General features: G+C 66.4%; 14 protein-coding genes and 1 pseudogene. 7 read left to right on the top strand and 8 right to left on the bottom strand.

The annotated features are described in order from the left end of the window. Positions 1-110 precede the first annotated feature (110 nt). Positions 111-1,433, bottom strand: coding sequence for a phosphatidylglycerol lysyltransferase domain-containing protein (locus C9E81_RS06950; protein WP_122111568.1), 1,323 nt, complete (start codon positions 1,431-1,433; stop codon positions 111-113). Between the two features lie 206 nt (positions 1,434-1,639). Here C9E81_RS06950 and aqpZ point away from each other — a divergent pair, with 206 nt between their 5' ends. Beyond that, complete coding sequence (aqpZ, locus tag C9E81_RS06945) at positions 1,640-2,359, top strand: aquaporin Z (protein WP_279432705.1); 720 nt, start codon at positions 1,640-1,642, stop codon at positions 2,357-2,359. Positions 2,360-2,539: 180 nt separating this feature from the next. On the opposite strand, the gene metG is transcribed toward aqpZ, so the two are convergent. The 5 genes from metG to tsaD form a co-directional block, all read right to left on the bottom strand. Continuing rightward, positions 2,540-4,258: a methionine--tRNA ligase gene (gene metG, locus C9E81_RS06940; RefSeq protein WP_122111566.1), complete on the bottom strand. Its 1,719-nt coding sequence runs from the start codon at positions 4,256-4,258 to the stop codon at positions 2,540-2,542. Positions 4,259-4,444: 186 nt separating this feature from the next. Further along, positions 4,445-4,858 (bottom strand): EVE domain-containing protein, encoded by a 414-nt coding sequence (locus tag C9E81_RS06935; RefSeq protein WP_122111565.1) that lies wholly within the window; start codon positions 4,856-4,858, stop codon positions 4,445-4,447. After that, entirely contained in the window at positions 4,858-5,130 is a 273-nt protein-coding gene (locus C9E81_RS06930; protein WP_122111564.1) for a YciI family protein, read from the bottom strand. Before C9E81_RS06930 ends, C9E81_RS06935 begins: the two co-directional genes overlap by 1 nt. Then, entirely contained in the window at positions 5,130-6,071 is a 942-nt protein-coding gene (locus tag C9E81_RS06925; RefSeq protein ID WP_122111563.1) for an NAD(P)H-dependent glycerol-3-phosphate dehydrogenase, read from the bottom strand. The genes C9E81_RS06930 and C9E81_RS06925 overlap by 1 nt, the downstream gene beginning before the upstream one ends. After that, positions 6,068-7,135, bottom strand: a complete 1,068-nt coding sequence (tsaD, locus tag C9E81_RS06920; RefSeq protein WP_122111562.1) for a tRNA (adenosine(37)-N6)-threonylcarbamoyltransferase complex transferase subunit TsaD — start codon at positions 7,133-7,135, stop codon at positions 6,068-6,070. The genes C9E81_RS06925 and tsaD overlap by 4 nt, the downstream gene beginning before the upstream one ends. Positions 7,136-7,201: 66 nt before the next feature. Here tsaD and C9E81_RS06915 point away from each other — a divergent pair, with 66 nt between their 5' ends. The 3 genes from C9E81_RS06915 to C9E81_RS06905 all read left to right on the top strand — a co-directional run bounded on the left by C9E81_RS06915 (position 7,202) and on the right by C9E81_RS06905 (position 11,251). Beyond that, positions 7,202-7,867 (top strand): uroporphyrinogen-III synthase, encoded by a 666-nt coding sequence (locus C9E81_RS06915; RefSeq protein ID WP_122111561.1) that lies wholly within the window; start codon positions 7,202-7,204, stop codon positions 7,865-7,867. Positions 7,868-7,964: 97 nt separating this feature from the next. Beyond that, positions 7,965-9,485, top strand: a complete 1,521-nt coding sequence (locus C9E81_RS06910) for a hypothetical protein (RefSeq protein WP_122111560.1) — start codon at positions 7,965-7,967, stop codon at positions 9,483-9,485. An 11-nt stretch (positions 9,486-9,496) separates the two neighbouring features. Further along, on the top strand, positions 9,497-11,251 hold the full coding sequence (locus tag C9E81_RS06905; protein ID WP_122111559.1) for a heme biosynthesis HemY N-terminal domain-containing protein: 1,755 nt from the start codon (positions 9,497-9,499) through the stop codon (positions 11,249-11,251). A 397-nt stretch (positions 11,252-11,648) separates the two neighbouring features. On the opposite strand, the gene clpB is transcribed toward C9E81_RS06905, so the two are convergent. After that, positions 11,649-14,288 (bottom strand): ATP-dependent chaperone ClpB, encoded by a 2,640-nt coding sequence (gene clpB / locus C9E81_RS06900; RefSeq protein ID WP_122111558.1) that lies wholly within the window; start codon positions 14,286-14,288, stop codon positions 11,649-11,651. A gap of 159 nt (positions 14,289-14,447) precedes the next feature. Here clpB and pyrF point away from each other — a divergent pair, with 159 nt between their 5' ends. Then, positions 14,448-15,155, top strand: coding sequence for an orotidine-5'-phosphate decarboxylase (gene pyrF, locus C9E81_RS06895; RefSeq protein WP_122111842.1), 708 nt, complete (start codon positions 14,448-14,450; stop codon positions 15,153-15,155). A 40-nt stretch (positions 15,156-15,195) separates the two neighbouring features. Here the strand turns inward: pyrF and C9E81_RS06890 are convergent, their stop codons facing one another. Then, complete coding sequence (locus C9E81_RS06890) at positions 15,196-15,672, bottom strand: hypothetical protein (protein ID WP_122111557.1); 477 nt, start codon at positions 15,670-15,672, stop codon at positions 15,196-15,198. 393 nt (positions 15,673-16,065) lie between these two features. Here C9E81_RS06890 and C9E81_RS06885 point away from each other — a divergent pair, with 393 nt between their 5' ends. After that, positions 16,066-17,175 (top strand): phage portal protein, encoded by a 1,110-nt coding sequence (locus tag C9E81_RS06885; RefSeq protein WP_122111556.1) that lies wholly within the window; start codon positions 16,066-16,068, stop codon positions 17,173-17,175. Beyond that, positions 17,126-17,272, top strand: a pseudogene (locus C9E81_RS23660) (hypothetical protein); the annotation flags it as partial. The gene C9E81_RS06885 and the pseudogene C9E81_RS23660, both read left to right, overlap by 50 nt. Positions 17,273-17,292: the final 20 nt, after the last annotated feature.

The following is a 17,292-nucleotide window of genomic DNA, read 5'->3' as shown; positions in this document are numbered from 1 at the left end:
CCGGTCAGGATAGACCCGGCGGCGGCGCTGCGCCAGATGGCGCAGCCCGGACCGGGCCGGAAGCGGGGCGGTCATCCATCTGGGCGGGAGCCTGAGATAATCAAGGCAATTTATTGTTTTCGAATAATTCCCTTGAGACCGCCGCCGATGAGTAACGCGATGTCGAGAATTGCCAGCACCGCAATGCCCCGGCCGGAAACCGCGATATAGCGCGGCTGCCACCGGGGGCGGAACTTGGACTTGAAAGCCCTTACGCCCTGGAAATTGTAATACCGTTCGCCGCTGAGGAATATCCGGTTGCCGAGATGATTCCAAAGCGGCGCCCGCGAATGGATGGCAAGTCCGGCCAGCGGGGCCATGCCCAGGTTCAGGGTCCGGAACCCCTCGGCCTTCAGCCGCTCCATGATGCGGACGAAAAGCAGGTCCATTGCGCCCCGATGGGCATCGGGGACATGGCGCATCAGGTCGATATAGGCATCGCCTTCGCAGGACGAGACAAGGATATTGGCGAATGCCACGATCCTGCCGTTCATCCTGATGACCGCCACCGGCCCCGCGGCGATGTATTCCGGCTGGAACCTTCCAAGGGAAAAGCCCTTCTCGGCGGTTCGATGCATCGCCAGCCAGAGATCGGAGACATGTCTCAGTTCGTCCAGCACGGCGGGAATTTCATCGGCGGAGAGCATGGAAAACTCCAACCCGTCGCGCGTGGCGCGGTTCACCGAGCGGCGCAATTTCAGCCAGGTGCCGCCCTGCAGGTTGAAATTTTCAATATCGACAATAGCTTGCTCGCCAAATTTCAGGCATTTCATCCCCGTGTCCAGCGCAAATGGCAGGAACCCTGCCGAGACCTGGTAGAAAACCGCCCGGCATCCGGCCTTGCGGGCCGTTTCGATGAACTTCACGATCAGTCCGGGCCATGCCTGCGCCGGACCGACCGGATCGAACAGGGCCACGCAGGAGCGTCCGCGCCGGGCATACATGATGAAGGCCGTGCCGCAGTCGGAAAACATCACCTGCTTGTCGCCAAGGCGGACAAGGCCGGCGCCCGCATCAGGCTGACGGGCGAGGATATCGGCGGCGCGGCGCAGGTCCCCGGTTGCCGGCAGCCTGCAACCGGGGAGCCGGCCGAGCAGCCTGCGCGCAATCGCCCCGCCGGTCAGCGCCAGCAACGCCAGTGTGACAGGCGCGGTGAAGCCGCGATTTGCCAGAAGCAATCTCAGCCCGGCCCCTTCGACGAGTTCGGCGAAGAGAAGCAGGGCGGAAAATGCCACGCCAAGGACAAACAGGCTGCAGGACAAGAGCGAGTAGCGGTCGGGCAATAGCCGGCCGAAGATCAACTTGGCCAGCGGGAGCCCGGGCCCCGGCGGAACCTGCGTTCCGTGATCCTCCCGCAATGCGGAATTTTCGTCATCGGCAAGCGTATCCGCCATGGTCCACCCGCAACAAGAGTCGGCAAGGCGCTTGGACAGGCAAGCCCGGCCGCGCCACTGTGCTGTCTACAGCGGTTTCGCAAAGCAAAAGTTGACCGGCGGTATTTTCCGCGATTTTCCCGGCGCATGGTTAATACGAGGTTCCATCTTGCGTAAATGGAAACTTTGGGAACTATTACAGACATGCACGTCCCCTCACCCCGGCCGTGCCGCCATATTTCAAACTTCGGAGTTTTCAAATGTATAAGAAACTTACTGCCGAGGTTCTCGGCACTTTCTGGCTCGTGTTCGGAGGCTGCGGCAGCGCCATTTTCGCCGCAGCATATCCAGAGCTCGGCATCGGCTTTACCGGCGTTGCCCTTGCCTTCGGCCTGACCGTCCTGACCATGGCCTATGCCGTCGGCGGGATTTCCGGCGGGCATTTCAACCCTGCCGTCTCGATCGGCCTCGCCACGGCGGGGCGGTTCCCGGCGGCCCATCTGCTGCCCTATATCGTGGCGCAGCTGGCCGGGGCCGTCCTTGCCGCCGCCGCGCTTTATGTCATCGCCACCGGCAAGGCGGGATTCGAGGCCGGGGGATTCGCGGCAAACGGATATGGCGAGCATTCGCCGGATGGCTATTCGATGCTCGCGGCCCTCGTCATCGAGACGATCCTGACCGCGTTCTTTCTGATCGTCATCCTCGGCGTTACCCATGGCCGGGCGCCGACCGGCTTCGCGCCGATCGCGATCGGACTGGCGCTGGTGCTGATCCATCTCATCTCGATTCCGGTCACCAATACCTCGGTCAATCCCGCCCGTTCGACCAGCCAGGCGCTGTTTGCCGATGGCTGGGCGCTTGGGCAGTTGTGGCTGTTCTGGGTCGCCCCGATCCTTGGCGCGGTCATCGGCGCGTCGATCTGGAAAAGCTTCGGCGAAAACGACTGATACCGCAGGATCCCTGGGACCCGCCCGGAGTGGCGGATCTGTGAAACTCGGCGAGATGATCTCGCCATGGCCGGGGGCTGCCGCCCCCCGCCGCACCTCGCGTGCTTCCCCAGGGGATATCTGCGCGAAGAAGAGCCGGAGCGCCTTTGGACGGGGGCGGAGCGGCCCGGATCGGGGCGCTTATTCCCGCGTGCCCTTGAAGCGTTCTTCCCATTCCGCGCGCTGTTCGTCGGTGATCTTGGCGAAAAGCACCTCGGGCACGGTAAAGGCATGGCCCGGTTGCAGGGCGGCCAGCGCCTCTGCGATGTCGGTGGGCCAGTCTGCCTGATCGGTTTGCATCGCCTCAAGCATCGACTTCGAGGCAAAGGGGATGAAAGGCGCCGACAGCACCGCGTAAAGCCGGATCAGGTTCAGCCCGAGCCGGACCTGCATCGCGGCCATTTCCGGGTCGGTCTTGAAGCTGGACCACGGCGCCGCGCTTTGCAGATATTCGTTGCCCAGCACCCAGATGGCGCGCAGCTCGGCGGCAGAGCGGCGGATCTCCATCCGGTCCATATGCCCCTCGTAGGCGCGGATGCGGGTGGTCAGGGCCTCGATCAGTGCGGTTTCGTCGGGGCCGTAGCTGCCGCCCTCGGGCACCGCCTCGCCGAACTTCGAGCGGCAGAACTTGGTGATCCGGCTGACGAAATTGCCGAGCACATCGGCGAGATCCTTGTTCACCGACTGCTGGAAATTCTCCCATGTGAACTCGCTGTCGCCGGATTCGGGGGCGTGGGACAGCAGCCACCAGCGCCAGTAATCGGCGGGCAGGATCTCGAGCGCGTGATCCATGAACACGCCGCGTCCCTGCGAGGTCGAGAACTGCCCGCCGTCATAGGTCAGGTAGTTGAAGGACTTGATGTAATCGACCATCTTCCACGGCTCGCCCGAACCGATCTGGGTGCAGGGAAAGGACAGGGTGTGGAAGGGCACGTTATCCTTGCCCATGAACTGGGTATAGGTGACGTCGCCCGCGCCCTCGTCCAGCCGCCACCAGCGGCGCCAGTCGGCCTCGGCCCGGCCGTTGGCGTCGGCCCATTCTGCGGTGGCGCCGATATACTCGATGGGCGCGTCGAACCAGACATAGAAGACCTTGCCCTCCATCCCCGGCCAGTCCTGCTCGCCGCGCTTGACCGGCACGCCCCAGTTCAGGTCGCGGGTGATGCCCCGGTCGCGCAGCCCGTCGCCATCGTTGAGCCATTTCTTGGCGATCGAGGTGGTCAGGATCGGCCAGCCGGTCTTGGAATCGATCCATTCGGCGATCTCGCCCTTGAGCGCCGATTGGCGCAGGTAGAGATGCTTGGTCTCGCGCACTTCCAGGTTGGTGCTGCCGCTGACGGCCGAGCGCGGATTGATCAGGTCGGTCGGGTCGAGCTGCTTGGTGCAGTTCTCGCATTGATCGCCGCGCGCACGCTCGTAGCCGCAATTGGGGCAGGTGCCCTCGATATAGCGGTCGGGCAGGAAGCGGCCGTCATCGATGGAGTAGACCTGCTTCTCGCTGACCTCGCGGATATAGCCCGCATCGGCCAGCCGTCCGGCGAAATGCTGGGTCAGCACGCGGTTGCGGTCGCTGGAGGAACGCCCGTAATGATCGAAGCTGAGGCCGAAACCCCGCGCCAGCGCCGATTGCTCGCCATGCATCCGGGCGCAGTATTCGGCCACCGGCTCGCCGGTCTTGGCGGCGGCCAGTTCGGCGGGGGTGCCGTGCTCGTCGGTGGCGCAGATGAACATCACCTCATGCCCGCGCCCCCGCAGGTAACGCGCGTAAAGATCGGCGGGAAGCTGGGAGCCGACGAGATTTCCCAGATGCTTGATGCCGTTGATATAGGGCAGGGCAGAGGTGATGAGATGGCGGGCCATGGATGCGTCCTTTTGATCGGCGCTTGTCTATCGGCACCGCAGGGGAATTTCCAGCGGTTACGAAAGGTTTCCCCGCGCCCGCGGATTACCGATCCGCCGCCCCGGGGTAGCTTCAGGGGGTAGCCTGTGGCGCCAACACTGTCCCCGGCACCGATCTGCCGGCGGGTGCGGTGTTTCCGCAGCCGGTCAGAGACCGGCGAGTTCCATCACCACCGCCCATTCCGCGTCACTCACCGGCTGGACCGACAGGCGGGAATTGTTGACCAGCGCCATGTCCTTCAGCCGGGGCTCGGTCTTGGCCTGCTCCAGCGAGACAAAGCGCGGCAGCGGTTTGACCGCCTTCACATCCACGCATTCCCATCTGGGATCGTCGGTGGTGCTGTCGGGATGGGCCTCGGCGATGACCTCGCAGATGCCGACGGCCTCCTTGCCCTGGTTCGAGTGATAGAACAGCCCGAGATCGCCCTTTTTCATCGCCCGCATGTTGTTGCGGGCCTGGTAGTTGCGCACCCCGTCCCATTCCTCGCCCCGATCGCCCTTGGCGACCAGGTCGTCCCAGCCAAAGACGTCGGGTTCGGATTTGAAAAGCCAGTATGCCATCAGCCGATCACCTTCTTCCATTCGGTCACCCGCACGCTCTCGAACAGCCCGGCGGATTTGTAGGGATCATTCGCCGCCCAGTCCTCGGCCGCGCCCAGGTCGGGGGCGTCGAGAATGACCAGCGAGCCGCGCATCTCTCCGTCCTCGATCAGCGGGCCGGCCATGGCGACGATCCCGCTGTCCCTGATATGGGCCAGATGCGCCTCGCGCGTGTCCAGCCGGGTCTGCAGTGCGCCGGGCCTGTCCCGGCAGATGACGGCGAATAGGGGCATCATTCCTCCTTGAGCGGGCGGTTCATCAGGTGCTCCATGGCGTTTTCCACGGAAACCGCGCCTTGCGCAAGACGCGCGACCATGGCGGCGATGGGCAGTTCCTCGTCCAGTTCCGCGGCCAGCCGGGTCACGGCGCGGGCGGTGGCGGCCCCCTCGACGGTCGTGCCGGAGTCGAAATCCGAGCCCGAGCCGATGGCATGGCCGAAACGGAAATTGCGCGACTGCACCGAAGAGCAGGTCAGCATCAGGTCGCCCAGTCCCGACAGGCCGGTGAGCGTCTCGGGCCGGGCGCCAAGCCGGGCGCTGAGGCGGGTCATCTCGGCAAAGCCCCTGGTGATGATTGCCGCGCGGGCGCTGTCGCCCAGCCCCGCGCCCATCACGGTTCCGGCGGCGATGGCGATGACGTTCTTCAGCGCGCCGCCCAGTTCGGCCCCGGTCACGTCGCTGCTGCGGTAAAGGCGCAGGACGGGCGTGGACAGCGCATGCTGCAGCGCCTTGCCGCGCCCGGGATCGGCGCAGGCCAGCGTCAGGGCGGTGGGCAGGCCACGGGCGATATCGGCGGCGAATGACGGGCCGGTCAGCACCGCGACCGTGGCGGCGGGACAGGCGGAGGCAATCAGCCGCGAGGGGCCGGTCAGCCGGGTCAGATCGATCCCCTTGGCCGTGCTGACCAGCGTCTTGCCGTCCAGATGCGCGGCGTGATCGGCCAGGAATGCGCCCAGCTTCTGCGCCGGAAGGGCCAGCAGCAGCGTATCGGCGCGGGTGGCCTGCGGCAGGTCGCCGGTGACGGTGACCGCATCGGGCAGGGTGACGCCGGGCAGGCGCGGGTTCTCTCGCCCCCAACCCGTGCTGCGTCCCCAAAGCGTGACCGGCCCGCGTGTCGCCAGCGCCACCGCCAGCGCAGAGCCGAATGCGCCTGCGCCCAGAACCGCGATGCTCATGCCTTCGCCCCCTTCTTGCCGCTGCCCAGCATCGGCGCGGCGCGGCTGTCCAGTGGCCAACGTGGGCGGGCGGCTAGGTCCATGCCGTCGCGCGCGCCTGTCCGGAACCGCTCGATCCCCGCCCACGCGATCATTGCCGCGTTGTCGGTGCAAAGCCGCAGGGGCGGGGCGAGGAAGCGCGCGCCCGCGTCCCGCGCGACCTGTTCCAGCGCGGCGCGGATGGTCCTGTTGGCCGCGACCCCGCCCGCAACGGCCAGCACCGGGGCAGGGGACAGGGCCAGCGCGCGGCGGGATTTCTCGGCCAGAACCTCGGCCACGGCGGTCTGGAAGGCGGCGCAGAGATCCTGCCGGTCGGATTGCCGCAACCCGCCCTGTTCCGCGATCAGCTGGTCGCGCAGGCGCAGCGCCGCCGTCTTGAGGCCCGAAAAGGACATGTCGCAGCCGGGCCGGTCCAGAAGCGGACGCGGCAGCTCGAAGCGGTCGGCACGCCCAAGCGCCGCCTCGGCCTCGACCGAGGGGCCGCCGGGCTGGGGTAGGGCCAGCAGCTTGGCCAGCTTGTCGAACGCCTCTCCGGGTGCGTCGTCGATGGTGCCGCCGAGGCGCGAGAATTCCTGCGGGCCATCCACGCGCAGGAACTGGCAATGCCCGCCCGAGACCAACAGCACCAGGTAGGGAAAACCGATGCCATCCGTCAGGCGCGGGGTCAGCGCATGTCCGGCAAGGTGGTTCACCCCCACCAGCGGCAGCCCGGCCCCGGCGGCGATGCCCTTGGCCATCATCACCCCGGCCATCACCCCGCCGATCAGCCCCGGCCCGGCAGTCACCGCAACGGCGGTCAGTTCGCGCAGCGTCAGCCCCGATTCGGCCAGCGCCTGCTCGACGCAGATATCCAGCCGCTCGGCATGGGCGCGGGCGGCGATCTCGGGGACGACGCCGCCGAAATCGGCATGCATCTCGGTCTGGCCCGCCACGACCGAGGACAGGATGCGGCGGCCGCCGGTGACGATGGCGGCGGCGGTGTCATCGCAACTGCTTTCGATGCCAAGGAAAATGCTGTCGTCCATGCTCTTGCCGGGAGGGGGAATGCCGCTTACCCCTGATGAAGTAGCATCGCCGAGGGGGAAATGCCAATGCCAGCAAAGCCGCAGCCCCGCCTTCTGCTGACCCGCCCCGAGCCGGATTCGCGGCGCTTCGCGGCGATGCTGCCGGAATGGGAGGCGGTGATCTCGCCGATCCTGAGGATCGCGCCGGTGGCGCATGATGCGGACCGGCTGCATGCGGCGCCGGGGCTGGTCTTTACCTCGGCCCATGCGGTGCCGGCGGCGGGACCGGGGCGGGGGCGGCTGGCGCTTTGCGTGGGCGCGCGGACGGCGAAGGCTGCGCGCGAGGCCGGGTTTACCCCGCGCGAGGGCAACGGCTTTGCCGAGGGGTTGCTGCCGCTGATCGAGGCGGCAGAGGTTCCGCTGATCCATCCGCATGGCCGTCACCTCGCGCGCGAATTGCCGGTCGAGGGGATGGTGGTCTACGACCAGATCGCCCAGCCCCTGAATGACGCGGCCCGGGCATTGCTGGCCGGACCCGGGCCGGTGGCGGTGCCGCTGTTCTCTCCGCGCTCCGCCCGGCTGCTGTCGGCGGCGTTCCGTGATTCCCGTGCCGAGGCATGGATCGCGGCGATCAGCCCGGCTGCGATGGATGAGTGGCGGATGCCCGCCAAGCGCCGCGCAATCGCCGCCGATCCCTCTGCAAAAGCGATGGCCGCGACGATTCGCCGACTTGCGGAAAGGGAACAAAGCTGATGACAGCGGGTTGAGACTGCGGCATTGGCTGGATAGGCTAAGCCGGAAGACCCGGCGGCTGCGGTGCCACCGTGGCGTTGGATGACGGGGAGTAAACGTGACCAAGCCAAGCAAGAGCAAACCCTCGAACAAAACCGCGGCCTCACCGGCCGAGCAGCCGAAAGAGACGCTGAAGCTCAGGAAAGAGGCGGCTGAGCCGGGTGTGATCCGCACCACCGATACAGGTGCGGGCAAGGGCGATTCGGCTGCCGCGCGCGGGGGAGAGATCAGCCCCGCCGATTCGGCGCTGGTCGGAAAATCCGCGACAGGGCGGGGCGCGGCAGAGCCCAAACCGGCGCCGGAACAGGCGGATATGGGCAAGGCCGCCGTGATCTCCGCCGCCACGGAACCGGAGACGGGGCCGAAGGACGAGAGTAAACCCGGCGTTCCGTCCGTCGATTCGCGCGGCAAGCCCGAGGCGGAACCGGCCGGGATACAGCAGGCGGCGGCGAACCAGCCGACCGCAACACAGCAGAACGTGACCGTGCGCAAGACCGGCTTCTGGCCGGTGGTTTTCGGCGGTGTCGTGGCTGCCGGCCTGGGCGCTGCGGCGACGATCTGGGCATTGCCGCATCTGCCGGCGGGCTGGTTGCCCGAGCAGGAGCCCGCCATCGACGCCGAGGCGATCAGGGCCGATGCCGTGACGGCCGCCGAAGAGGCGGCGCGGCAGGCCGTGGCCGAGACAACGGCTGCCGATGCAGGCGAGGCCGCGGTTCCCGCCGATATCCAGGCCATGCTGGAAGAGCAGGCCGAGCGTATCGCCGCGCTGGAAGCGGCGGGGGCGGCCCCTTCGGATGCGGCCGGTGCGCCATCCGATCCCGCCTCGGCGAGCCTTGCGGGCGGCGCGGGCGAAGCGCCGGTTTCGCCGCAGGATCTCGCGCGGTTGCAGGAGCAACTGGAACAGCAGGCCGCTAAGCTGGCCAAGCTGGAGGCGCGGCCCGGCATCGACCCCGAGGCCGCCGCGAAAGTGCAGCAGATCGCCGAGCAGGCCGATACGCTGCAACAGCAGATCAGTTCCGCCGCCGAACAGGCGCAGGCGCAGATCAGTGCTGCGCAAGCGGAAGCCACGAAATTGCAGGAAGCCGCTGCCGACAGCACAAAACGCGCGCAGGCCGTGGCGGCGGTCGCCGCATTGCAGGCCGCGCTGGACAAGGGTGTGACGGCGCAGGACGCGCAGCAGGCCCTTGCCGATGCCGGGATGGACGCCCCTGAAGCGTTGCAACAGGACATCCCCAGCATCGAGACCCTGCAGGACAGCTTTGGCGATGCCTCGCGGGCGGCGCTGCGGGCGTCCCTGTCCGCCGAGGGCGCGCAGGGCGGCAACATGCTGACGAATTTCCTGAAGGCACAGACCGGCGCCCGTTCGGTCGCCCCGCGCGAGGGGGACGATCCCGACGCGGTGCTTTCGCGCGCCAATGCCAGGGTCGAGGCGGGCGATATCGCCGCTGCCCTGGAAGAGATGGCGGCCTTGCCCGATGCTGCCCGCGAAGCCCCGGCCATGGCCGATTGGCTGGCCGGTGCCACGGCCTTCAGCGATGCGCAGGCGGCGCTGTCCGACCTGTCAGCCACCACGAATTGAGGACCCGGCCCATGTTACTGTCCTTGTTGAAAATCCTGTTTTTCTTTGCCGTGGTCCTGGCCATTGCCCTGGGGGCGATGCAGCTTTCGGAAACCGGCCAGACATTGCGCCTTGAATATGCGGGCACCGAGATCGCGCTGACGCCGATCAAGGCGATCGTGGCGCTTCTGGTGCTGATGGTGCTGGCATGGCTGGTGTTCAAGCTGCTGGGCCTTGCGCTGGCCTTCATCCGCTTCATCGCCGGGGACGAGACCGCGATCAGCCGCTATTTCGCCCGCTCGCGCGAGCGCAAGGGATATGACGCGCTTGGCGAGGGGATGCTGGCCGTCGCCTCGGGCGAGGGCAAGCTGGCGCTGGCCAAGGCCGCCCGCGCCGAGAAATTCCTGGACCGGCCGCATATCACCGATCTGCTGACCGCGCAGGCCGCCGAGGTGGCGGGCGACTCGGCCCGGGCCAACGCGACCTATCGCAAGCTGCTGGAGGACGAGCGCACGCGCTTTGTCGGCATTCGCGGGTTGATGCGGCAAAAACTGGAAGAGGGCGATACCAGGGCCGCGATGCTGCTGGCGCAGAAGGCCTATGCGATCAAGCCGAGCCACAAGGAGATCCAGAATACGCTGCTGGACCTGCAGACGCGGGAACATGACTGGAAGGGCGCCCGCGCCATCCTCAAGGACAAGCGCCGGCAGGGGGAGCTGCCCAAGGATGTCGCGCTTCGCCGCGACGCGGTTCTGGCCCTGCAGGAGGCCAGCGAGGTTCTGGCGCAGGGCAATTCGATCAGTGCCCGCGAGGCGGCGATTTCCGCCGCCAAGGCCTCGCCCGACCTGATCCCGGCCTCGGTTCTGGCGGCGCGCAGCTATATCGCGCAGAAGGATCCGCGCAATGCGACGCGGATCCTGGAAAAGACATGGTCGGTGCGCCCGCATCCCGATGTCGCCGCCGCCTATGCCGAGATCGTGCCGGACGAGACCCCGAACGCGCGCCTGCGCCGCTTCGAGGCGCTGCTGCGGAAAAATCCCGATCACGAGGAATCGCGCCTGCTGAAGGCCGAGCTTTTGCTGGCCGCCGAGGATTTCCCCGGCGCGCGGCGGGCGCTTGGCGACCTGGCCGAGTCGCATCCGACGGTGCGAACCCTGTCGATCATGGCCGCCGTGGAGCGGGGCGAGGGCGCCGATGACAGCGTTGTGCGGGGCTGGCTGGCGCGCGCGCTGACCGCTTCGCGCGGGCCGCAATGGATCTGCGACAAATGCAGCAATGTCATGTCTAACTGGGCGCCGGTCTGCGACAGCTGCGCCGGTTTCGACACGCTGACATGGCGCGAGCCCGAAGAGAAGGGGTCCGCCCCGGCAATGCCCGGCGCCGAGATGCTGCCGCTGCTGGTCGGTGCTTCCGGCAAGGGCAAGGCGGGGACAGACGGGAAAGCCTCTGATTCAGCGGATGTCGAGGCGATCGCGACGCCCGAACCGGCGAAGAAAGCGGCGAGGACCGAGATTGCCGATGTCGCTCCGGGCATGGTTCCGCGCGAAGAGGATTATGTCGAGGTGACGGAGCCCGCGACCACCGTGACCGCGCCTGAAAAGGATGCGTCCGGAGAAAGCCCCTCGGAGAAAAGCGGAACCGGGGCGCGCGCCGGATCCGGGGCCGTGAAAGCGGATGGTCCGGCACCGAACGGCAAGGCGACCGGCGAGGCCGAGATTATCCCGGTTCGTCCGGATGTCGAGCCTCCGGAAGAGGCGCAGCAGGCGGTGCCGGCTTCGAAAAGGTAAAAGGATCGCGGGCCGGGACCGGATGCCCGCCCCATCGTGAAAAAGGCCCCGGCGGTTTCGCCGGGGCCTTTCCTTGTGTCGTCTAAAGCATTTTCAGCAAAAGTGGATACCGTTTCGGCAGAAAAACAGTCCCCCGAACTGTTTTTCGATCCTGCCTCAATGCGTCCGGAAATGCGTAAAAACAAAAGTTTACATCGTTTCGGTGTTTCAACGAAAAACCGAAACGATGTAGTGCAGTTTGCAGTTGATCGGGATCGGCCGCGAACTGCATCCCGCGATGGCCGGGGGCGCTGCCCCTATCCGGCCCATCCGGGCCGGATTCCCCCGGGATACTTGTATGAAGAAGAAGGAAGCCGGGGGAACGAACAAGCGCAAACGGCTCTGGTGCAGCCTGTCGTCAGTGCAGTGTCGCCTCGGGTTTAGGCCCTTCGCCGACCGCGCCCAGCTTGTGCCCGGCGCGTCCGATGCGGTTGCCGACCAGCAGACCGTCGTCATTTGCGGTGACATGCACGGTCTGGCCGTCCAGCACCTCGCCCGACAGCAGCAATTCGGCCAGCGGATCCTGCAGGGCGCGCTGGATCACCCGCTTGAGTGGGCGGGCGCCGAAGACCGGGTCATAGCCCTGATCGGCCAGCCATTTGCGCGCCTCGTCATCCAGTTCCAGCGTGATCTTGCGGTCGGCCAGACGGGCCTCCAGCCGCGCGAGCTGGATCTTGACGATGCCATCCATGTTCCCGCGCGTCAGGCGGCGGAAGATGATGATCTCGTCCAGCCGGTTCAGGAATTCGGGGCGGAAATGCGACCGCACCGCCTCCATCACCTGTGTCCGGGCATCGGTGGAATCGGCCTCTTCCGGCAGCGTCGACAGCGCCTGCGAACCAAGGTTGGAGGTCAGGATGATCAGCGTCTGCTTGAAATCCACCGTCCGGCCCTGGCCATCGGTCAGCTTGCCGTCGTCCAGCACCTGCAACAGCACGTTGAAGACATCGGGATGCGCCTTCTCGACCTCGTCGAACAGGATCACCTGATAGGGCCTGCGCCGCACCGCCTCGGTCAGCACGCCGCCCTCGTCATAGCCGACATAGCCCGGAGGCGCGCCGATCAGCCGGGCCACGGAATGTTTCTCCATGAATTCCGACATGTCGATGCGGACCATCGCCTGGTCGTCGTCGAACATGTAATCGGCCAGCGCCTTGGTCAGTTCGGTCTTGCCGACGCCGGTCGGGCCGAGGAACAGGAAGCTGCCAAGCGGCCGGTTCTCGTCATTCAGCCCGGCGCGCGCACGGCGCACGGCGTTGGACACGGCGATCACCGCCTCTGACTGGCCGATCACGCGGCCGGTCAGCACGTCTTCCATCTTCAAGAGCTTCTCGCGCTCGCCCTCCAGCATCCTCGCCGTCGGAATGCCGGTCCAGCGTTCGACCACCTCGGCGATCTGCTCGGGGCGGACGGCCTCCTCGACCATCGGGCCGTTGGCCTCTTCGGTTTCGGTTGAGGCCAATTGCTTTTCGAGGCCCGGGATGATGCCATAGGACAGTTCTCCCGCGCGGGCCAGGTTGCCCTCGCGCTTGGCCTGCTCCAGCTCTGCCCGCGCCCGGTCAAGCTGTTCCTTCAGCCCCCTTGCGCCTTCCAGCTTGTCGCGTTCGGCCTGCCAGCGGGCAGTCATTTCGGCGCTGCGCTCCTGCAGATCCGACAGGTCCTTTTCCAGCCGCTCCAGCCGGTCGCGCGAGGCGCTGTCGTCCTCGCGTCGAAGTGCCTCGGCCTCGATCTGCATCTGCAGGATCTGCCGGTCCAGCGCGTCGAGTTCCTCGGGCTTGCTGTCCACCTCCATCCGCAGCCGGCTGGCGGCCTCGTCCATCAGGTCGATGGCCTTGTCCGGCAGGAAGCGGTCGGTGATGTAGCGGTTGGACAATTGCGCAGCCGCGACCAGCGCCGCGTCCGAGATCCGCACGCCGTGGTGAAGTTCGTATTTCTCCTTGATGCCGCGCAGGATGCTGATCGTATCCTCGACGGTCGGCTCTTCGACCATCACCGGCTGGAAGCGGCGGGCAAGGGCGGCGTCCTTCTCGATATACTTGCGGTATTCGTCCAGCGTCGTGGCGCCCACGCAATGCAGCTCGCCCCGCGCAAGCGCCGGTTTGATCAGGTTGGCCGCATCCATGGCGCCATCGGTCTTGCCGGCGCCGACCAGCGTATGCAACTCGTCGATGAACAGCACGATCTCGCCCGCGGCGGCCTCGATCTCCTTCAGGATCGCCTTCAGCCGTTCCTCGAATTCGCCGCGATACTTGCTGCCCGCGATCAGCGCGCCCATGTCCAGCGCCATCAGCCGCTTGTCGCGTAGGGATTCCGGCACGTCGCCATCGATGATCCGCAGCGCCAGCCCCTCTGCGATGGCGGTCTTGCCGACGCCGGGCTCGCCGATCAGCACCGGGTTGTTCTTGGTGCGGCGGCTCAGCACCTGCATGGCGCGGCGGATTTCCTCGTCGCGGCCGATGATCGGGTCGATCTTGCCCTGTTCGGCGGCTTCGGTCAGGTCGCGGGCATATTTCTTGAGCGCATCGTAGCCGTCCTCGGCGGAGGCCGAGTCGGCGGTGCGTCCCTTGCGCAGATCGTTGATCGCGGAGTTCAGCTTTTGCGCCGTCACCGCGCCCGCCTCCAATGTGTCGCGCGCGCGGGTGTTCACCATCGCCAGCGCCATCAGGATACGCTCGGCCGGCACGAACCTGTCGCCTGCCTTTTTCGCGATCTTCTCGGCCTCGTCCAGCACGCGGACCATGGAGGGGTCCACATAGACCTGCCCGTCCGCGCCCGAAACCTTTGGCAGCCTGGCGACCGCCTGATCGACGGCCTCGGCCACGCGGCTTGCATCTCCGCCCGCGCGGTTGATCAGGTTGGAGGCCAGCCCCTGATCGTCATCCATCAATGCTTTCAGCAAATGCTCGGGAACGACCCGCTGGTTTTCCTCGCGGATCGCGATGGTCTGGGCGGCTTGCAGGAATCCGCGCGACCGTTCCGTGAACTTTTCCATGTTCATCGGCAATTTCTCCTTTTGTTAGCCCCCGAGTTGGCAGACGCCCTGTAGAGGCACGTCCCGGTTCGGGTCTTCGGGTAACAGATGGGATGTTTCACGCCGCTTTCAAGCCGCGACAACCTGTGCCATAACACCGCGATTTCGCGGCAAAAGGGGATGCAGATGGATGACCGGCTGATCGTGGCGCTGGATGTGCCGGATGCGGTGGCGGGACTGGAACTGGCCGGGAAGCTGGGCGATTCCGTCGGCTTCTACAAGATCGGGCTGGGGATGCTGACAGGCGGCGGGCTGGCGCTGGCCAACGAACTGAAACAGGAACATGGCAAGCGCATTTTCCTTGACATGAAGCTGTTCGATATCGGCGCGACGGTCGAGGCGGCGGTGCGCGGGCTGGCCCGGTTTGAGCTGGATTTCCTGACCGTGCATGGCGATCCCAATGTCATCCGCGCCGCGAAGGAGGGGGCGGGGGACAGCGGGCTGAAAATCCTTGGCGTCACAATCCTGACCTCGCTGGAGCGCGCCGACCTGGATGCCGCGATGATCCGGCCCGGCGAGTTGCACGAGATCACCGTGGAACGCGCCGCCCGCGCCTTCGAGGCCGGGGCCGATGGCATCATCTGCTCGCCCCGCGAGGCGGCGGCGATCCGTGCCTTGCCGGGGTCGAAGCTGATCGTCACGCCGGGCGTGCGCCCCGCGGGCAGCGATCTGGGGGATCAGAAGCGGGTGGAGACGCCGGCCAGCGCCATTGCAGCCGGTGCCGATCACATCGTCGTCGGCCGCCCTATCTGGAAGGCCGGGGATCCGCGCGCCGCCGCACAGGCCATACTGGCCGAGATGGCATCGCCACAGGCACAGCGCCCGAACCTGTAGCGCGATCCTTCCGTGCCGGGCGGATACCGGGAGCCTTGCCTTAACGGATCAGGACCGCCTGCCGCGTCTCCATGATCCAGGCGGCGACTATTGCGAAGAGGACATGGCCGATCAGGGCGACCCATGTGATGCCGGTAAAGCCCAGGAAAGGCGGGTTGCCCGCGACCAGATGCGCCATGACATAGAGCGCGAAGATCCACAGCACAACGCCATAGACCAGCGCCGTCATGATCCAGGGCAGGGCGGGCATGATCCTTTGCTGGACGGGCCGGGCGATCAGATACCAGCCGAGCGGATAAAAGAGCAGGCCGGTGACGACATGCAGCAGGTAGCCCAGTTCCGGTGACCTGAGGCCGGTCAGGACCTGGATGGTCTGGGTGGCCAATGGCACCGGTGCCAGTTTCGACATGCCGATCAGCGGGCTGATCGCCTGACCGTATGAATCGAAGGCGAGCGTGGCAAGCGCGCCTGCCGCGAGCATGGTGTAGATATGCGAGTCCGTCTGCTGTTCGGTCATGGGTTTGTCCAGTTCAATTACAATGTCAAAGACCCGCCGGTTTTTCGGGGCGGCTGTTTCCCGATACGCTTGTGGTGAACGATCCGTTACAGGCGATTCCCGAAGGTCCGGGAAATTTGCCTTTCTGCGATCCATCCGGCGGGTCCGCGTTGCGTGTCAGCCCCGTTGCATCGCCGCGTTCGATCAGGGCGACGCAACGGACAGGCAATTGTTTTGTCACGATTTAGGCAGGTTTCAGGATGCAATCGAGGGTTTTGTTATTGACTTTGAAAACGCCTTAAGGTAGAAATATCGCATGCTGGGAGAAATGGGCGAGCGGCCGGGGTTGGACCTTTGGCCGCTTTTTCATTTCTCGGCCCGTGCGGACAGGACACGGAGCGCGAGGCGGATTGCATGAAGGACAACAATCAGGACGGGGCCGGGCGCATTGACGCATCGGCCCCCAGGCCCGTTGGGGCGCGTGAGGAGCAGGCGGAACCTTGTTCCGCGACCGATCCCGAAGAGGTGATCGCCGAGGCGGCGGCCGCGGTGCCGTTGATCTGCGAGGACCGGGAGCGGCGCTTTGAGGTGCATCCGATGCTGGAATTGCTGCGGCGGCCCAATCCGGGGCAGGGGCGGGCCGAGCTGTTCGAGGCGCTGTTCGGGCAGATCCTGCTGTCGGGGAACGGCTATGTCGAGGCGGTGGGGCTGCGCGGCGACGGTTTGCCGGAGGAGCTGCATGTGCTGCGCTCGGACCGGATGAGCATCGTTCCGGGGGCGGATGGCTGGCCGGTCGCGTTCGAATATGCGGTGGGCGGGCGCAGGCATCGGTTCGACATGACGGGCTCTCCCGATCCGGTCTGCCATATCAAGAGCTTTCATCCGCTGGACGATCATTACGGGCTGTCGCCCATGCAGGCGGCGGCGGTGGCGCTGGATGTGCATAACAGCGCCAGCGCGTGGTCCAAGGCGCTGCTGGACAACGCGGCGCGGCCTTCGGGGGCGATCGTCTACAAGGGGGCGGACGGGCAGGGGGTGCTGAGCCCTGAGCAATATGACCGGCTGGTGGGCGAGATCGAGATGAACCACCAGGGCGCGCGCAATGCCGGGCGCCCGATGCTGCTGGAGGGCGGGCTGGACTGGAAGCAGATGGGGTTCAGCCCCTCGGACATGGAGTTCCACCAGACCAAGATGGCGGCGGCGCGCGAGATCGCGCTGGCCTTTGGCGTGCCTCCGATGCTGCTGGGGATACCGGGGGATGCGACCTATGCCAATTACGCCGAGGCGCATCGGGCATTCTACCGGCTGACGGTTTTGCCGCTGGCGGCGCGGGTGGCGGCCTCGGTCGCGTGGTTCCTGTCGGAGCATCTGGGGGCGGAGGTTCTGCTGCGGCCCGATCCGGATGCGATCCCGGCGCTGGCCGAGGAGCGGGACCGGCAGTGGAAGCGGATCGGCGAGGCGGCATTCCTAGGCGATGCCGAGAAGCGGGCGCTGCTGGGGCTGGCGCCGATGGGAGAGGGGTGAGGCGATGGAGCATTCGCGTTTCGCGCAGGTGGCCGGCTGGCAGGATCCGCGGCTGGAGGCGCAGGAGCGGATCATGGCGCTGCAATTCGGCACGGTCGAGAAGCGGCTGGAGCGGAT

The sequence above is a fragment of the Paracoccus alkanivorans genome, from assembly GCF_003697785.1.
Classification (GTDB): domain Bacteria; phylum Pseudomonadota; class Alphaproteobacteria; order Rhodobacterales; family Rhodobacteraceae; genus Paracoccus; species Paracoccus alkanivorans.
This window is presented reverse-complemented; position numbering and strand designations above follow the sequence as displayed.

Coding starts and splice junctions, on each gene's coding strand:
- metG (WP_122111566.1), bottom strand. CDS start 4,258: ATGGCCCGCCATCTCATCACCTCTGCCCTGCCCTATATCAACGGCATC.
- C9E81_RS06950 (WP_122111568.1), bottom strand. CDS start 1,433: ATGGCGGATACGCTTGCCGATGACGAAAATTCCGCATTGCGGGAGGAT.
- tsaD (WP_122111562.1), bottom strand. CDS start 7,135: ATGGACGACAGCATTTTCCTTGGCATCGAAAGCAGTTGCGATGACACC.
- clpB (WP_122111558.1), bottom strand. CDS start 14,288: ATGAACATGGAAAAGTTCACGGAACGGTCGCGCGGATTCCTGCAAGCC.
- C9E81_RS06905 (WP_122111559.1), top strand. CDS start 9,497: ATGTTACTGTCCTTGTTGAAAATCCTGTTTTTCTTTGCCGTGGTCCTG.
- pyrF (WP_122111842.1), top strand. CDS start 14,448: ATGGATGACCGGCTGATCGTGGCGCTGGATGTGCCGGATGCGGTGGCG.
- C9E81_RS06885 (WP_122111556.1), top strand. CDS start 16,066: ATGAAGGACAACAATCAGGACGGGGCCGGGCGCATTGACGCATCGGCC.
- C9E81_RS06890 (WP_122111557.1), bottom strand. CDS start 15,672: ATGACCGAACAGCAGACGGACTCGCATATCTACACCATGCTCGCGGCA.
- C9E81_RS06935 (WP_122111565.1), bottom strand. CDS start 4,858: ATGGCATACTGGCTTTTCAAATCCGAACCCGACGTCTTTGGCTGGGAC.
- C9E81_RS06915 (WP_122111561.1), top strand. CDS start 7,202: ATGCCAGCAAAGCCGCAGCCCCGCCTTCTGCTGACCCGCCCCGAGCCG.
- C9E81_RS06925 (WP_122111563.1), bottom strand. CDS start 6,071: ATGAGCATCGCGGTTCTGGGCGCAGGCGCATTCGGCTCTGCGCTGGCG.
- C9E81_RS06930 (WP_122111564.1), bottom strand. CDS start 5,130: ATGCCCCTATTCGCCGTCATCTGCCGGGACAGGCCCGGCGCACTGCAG.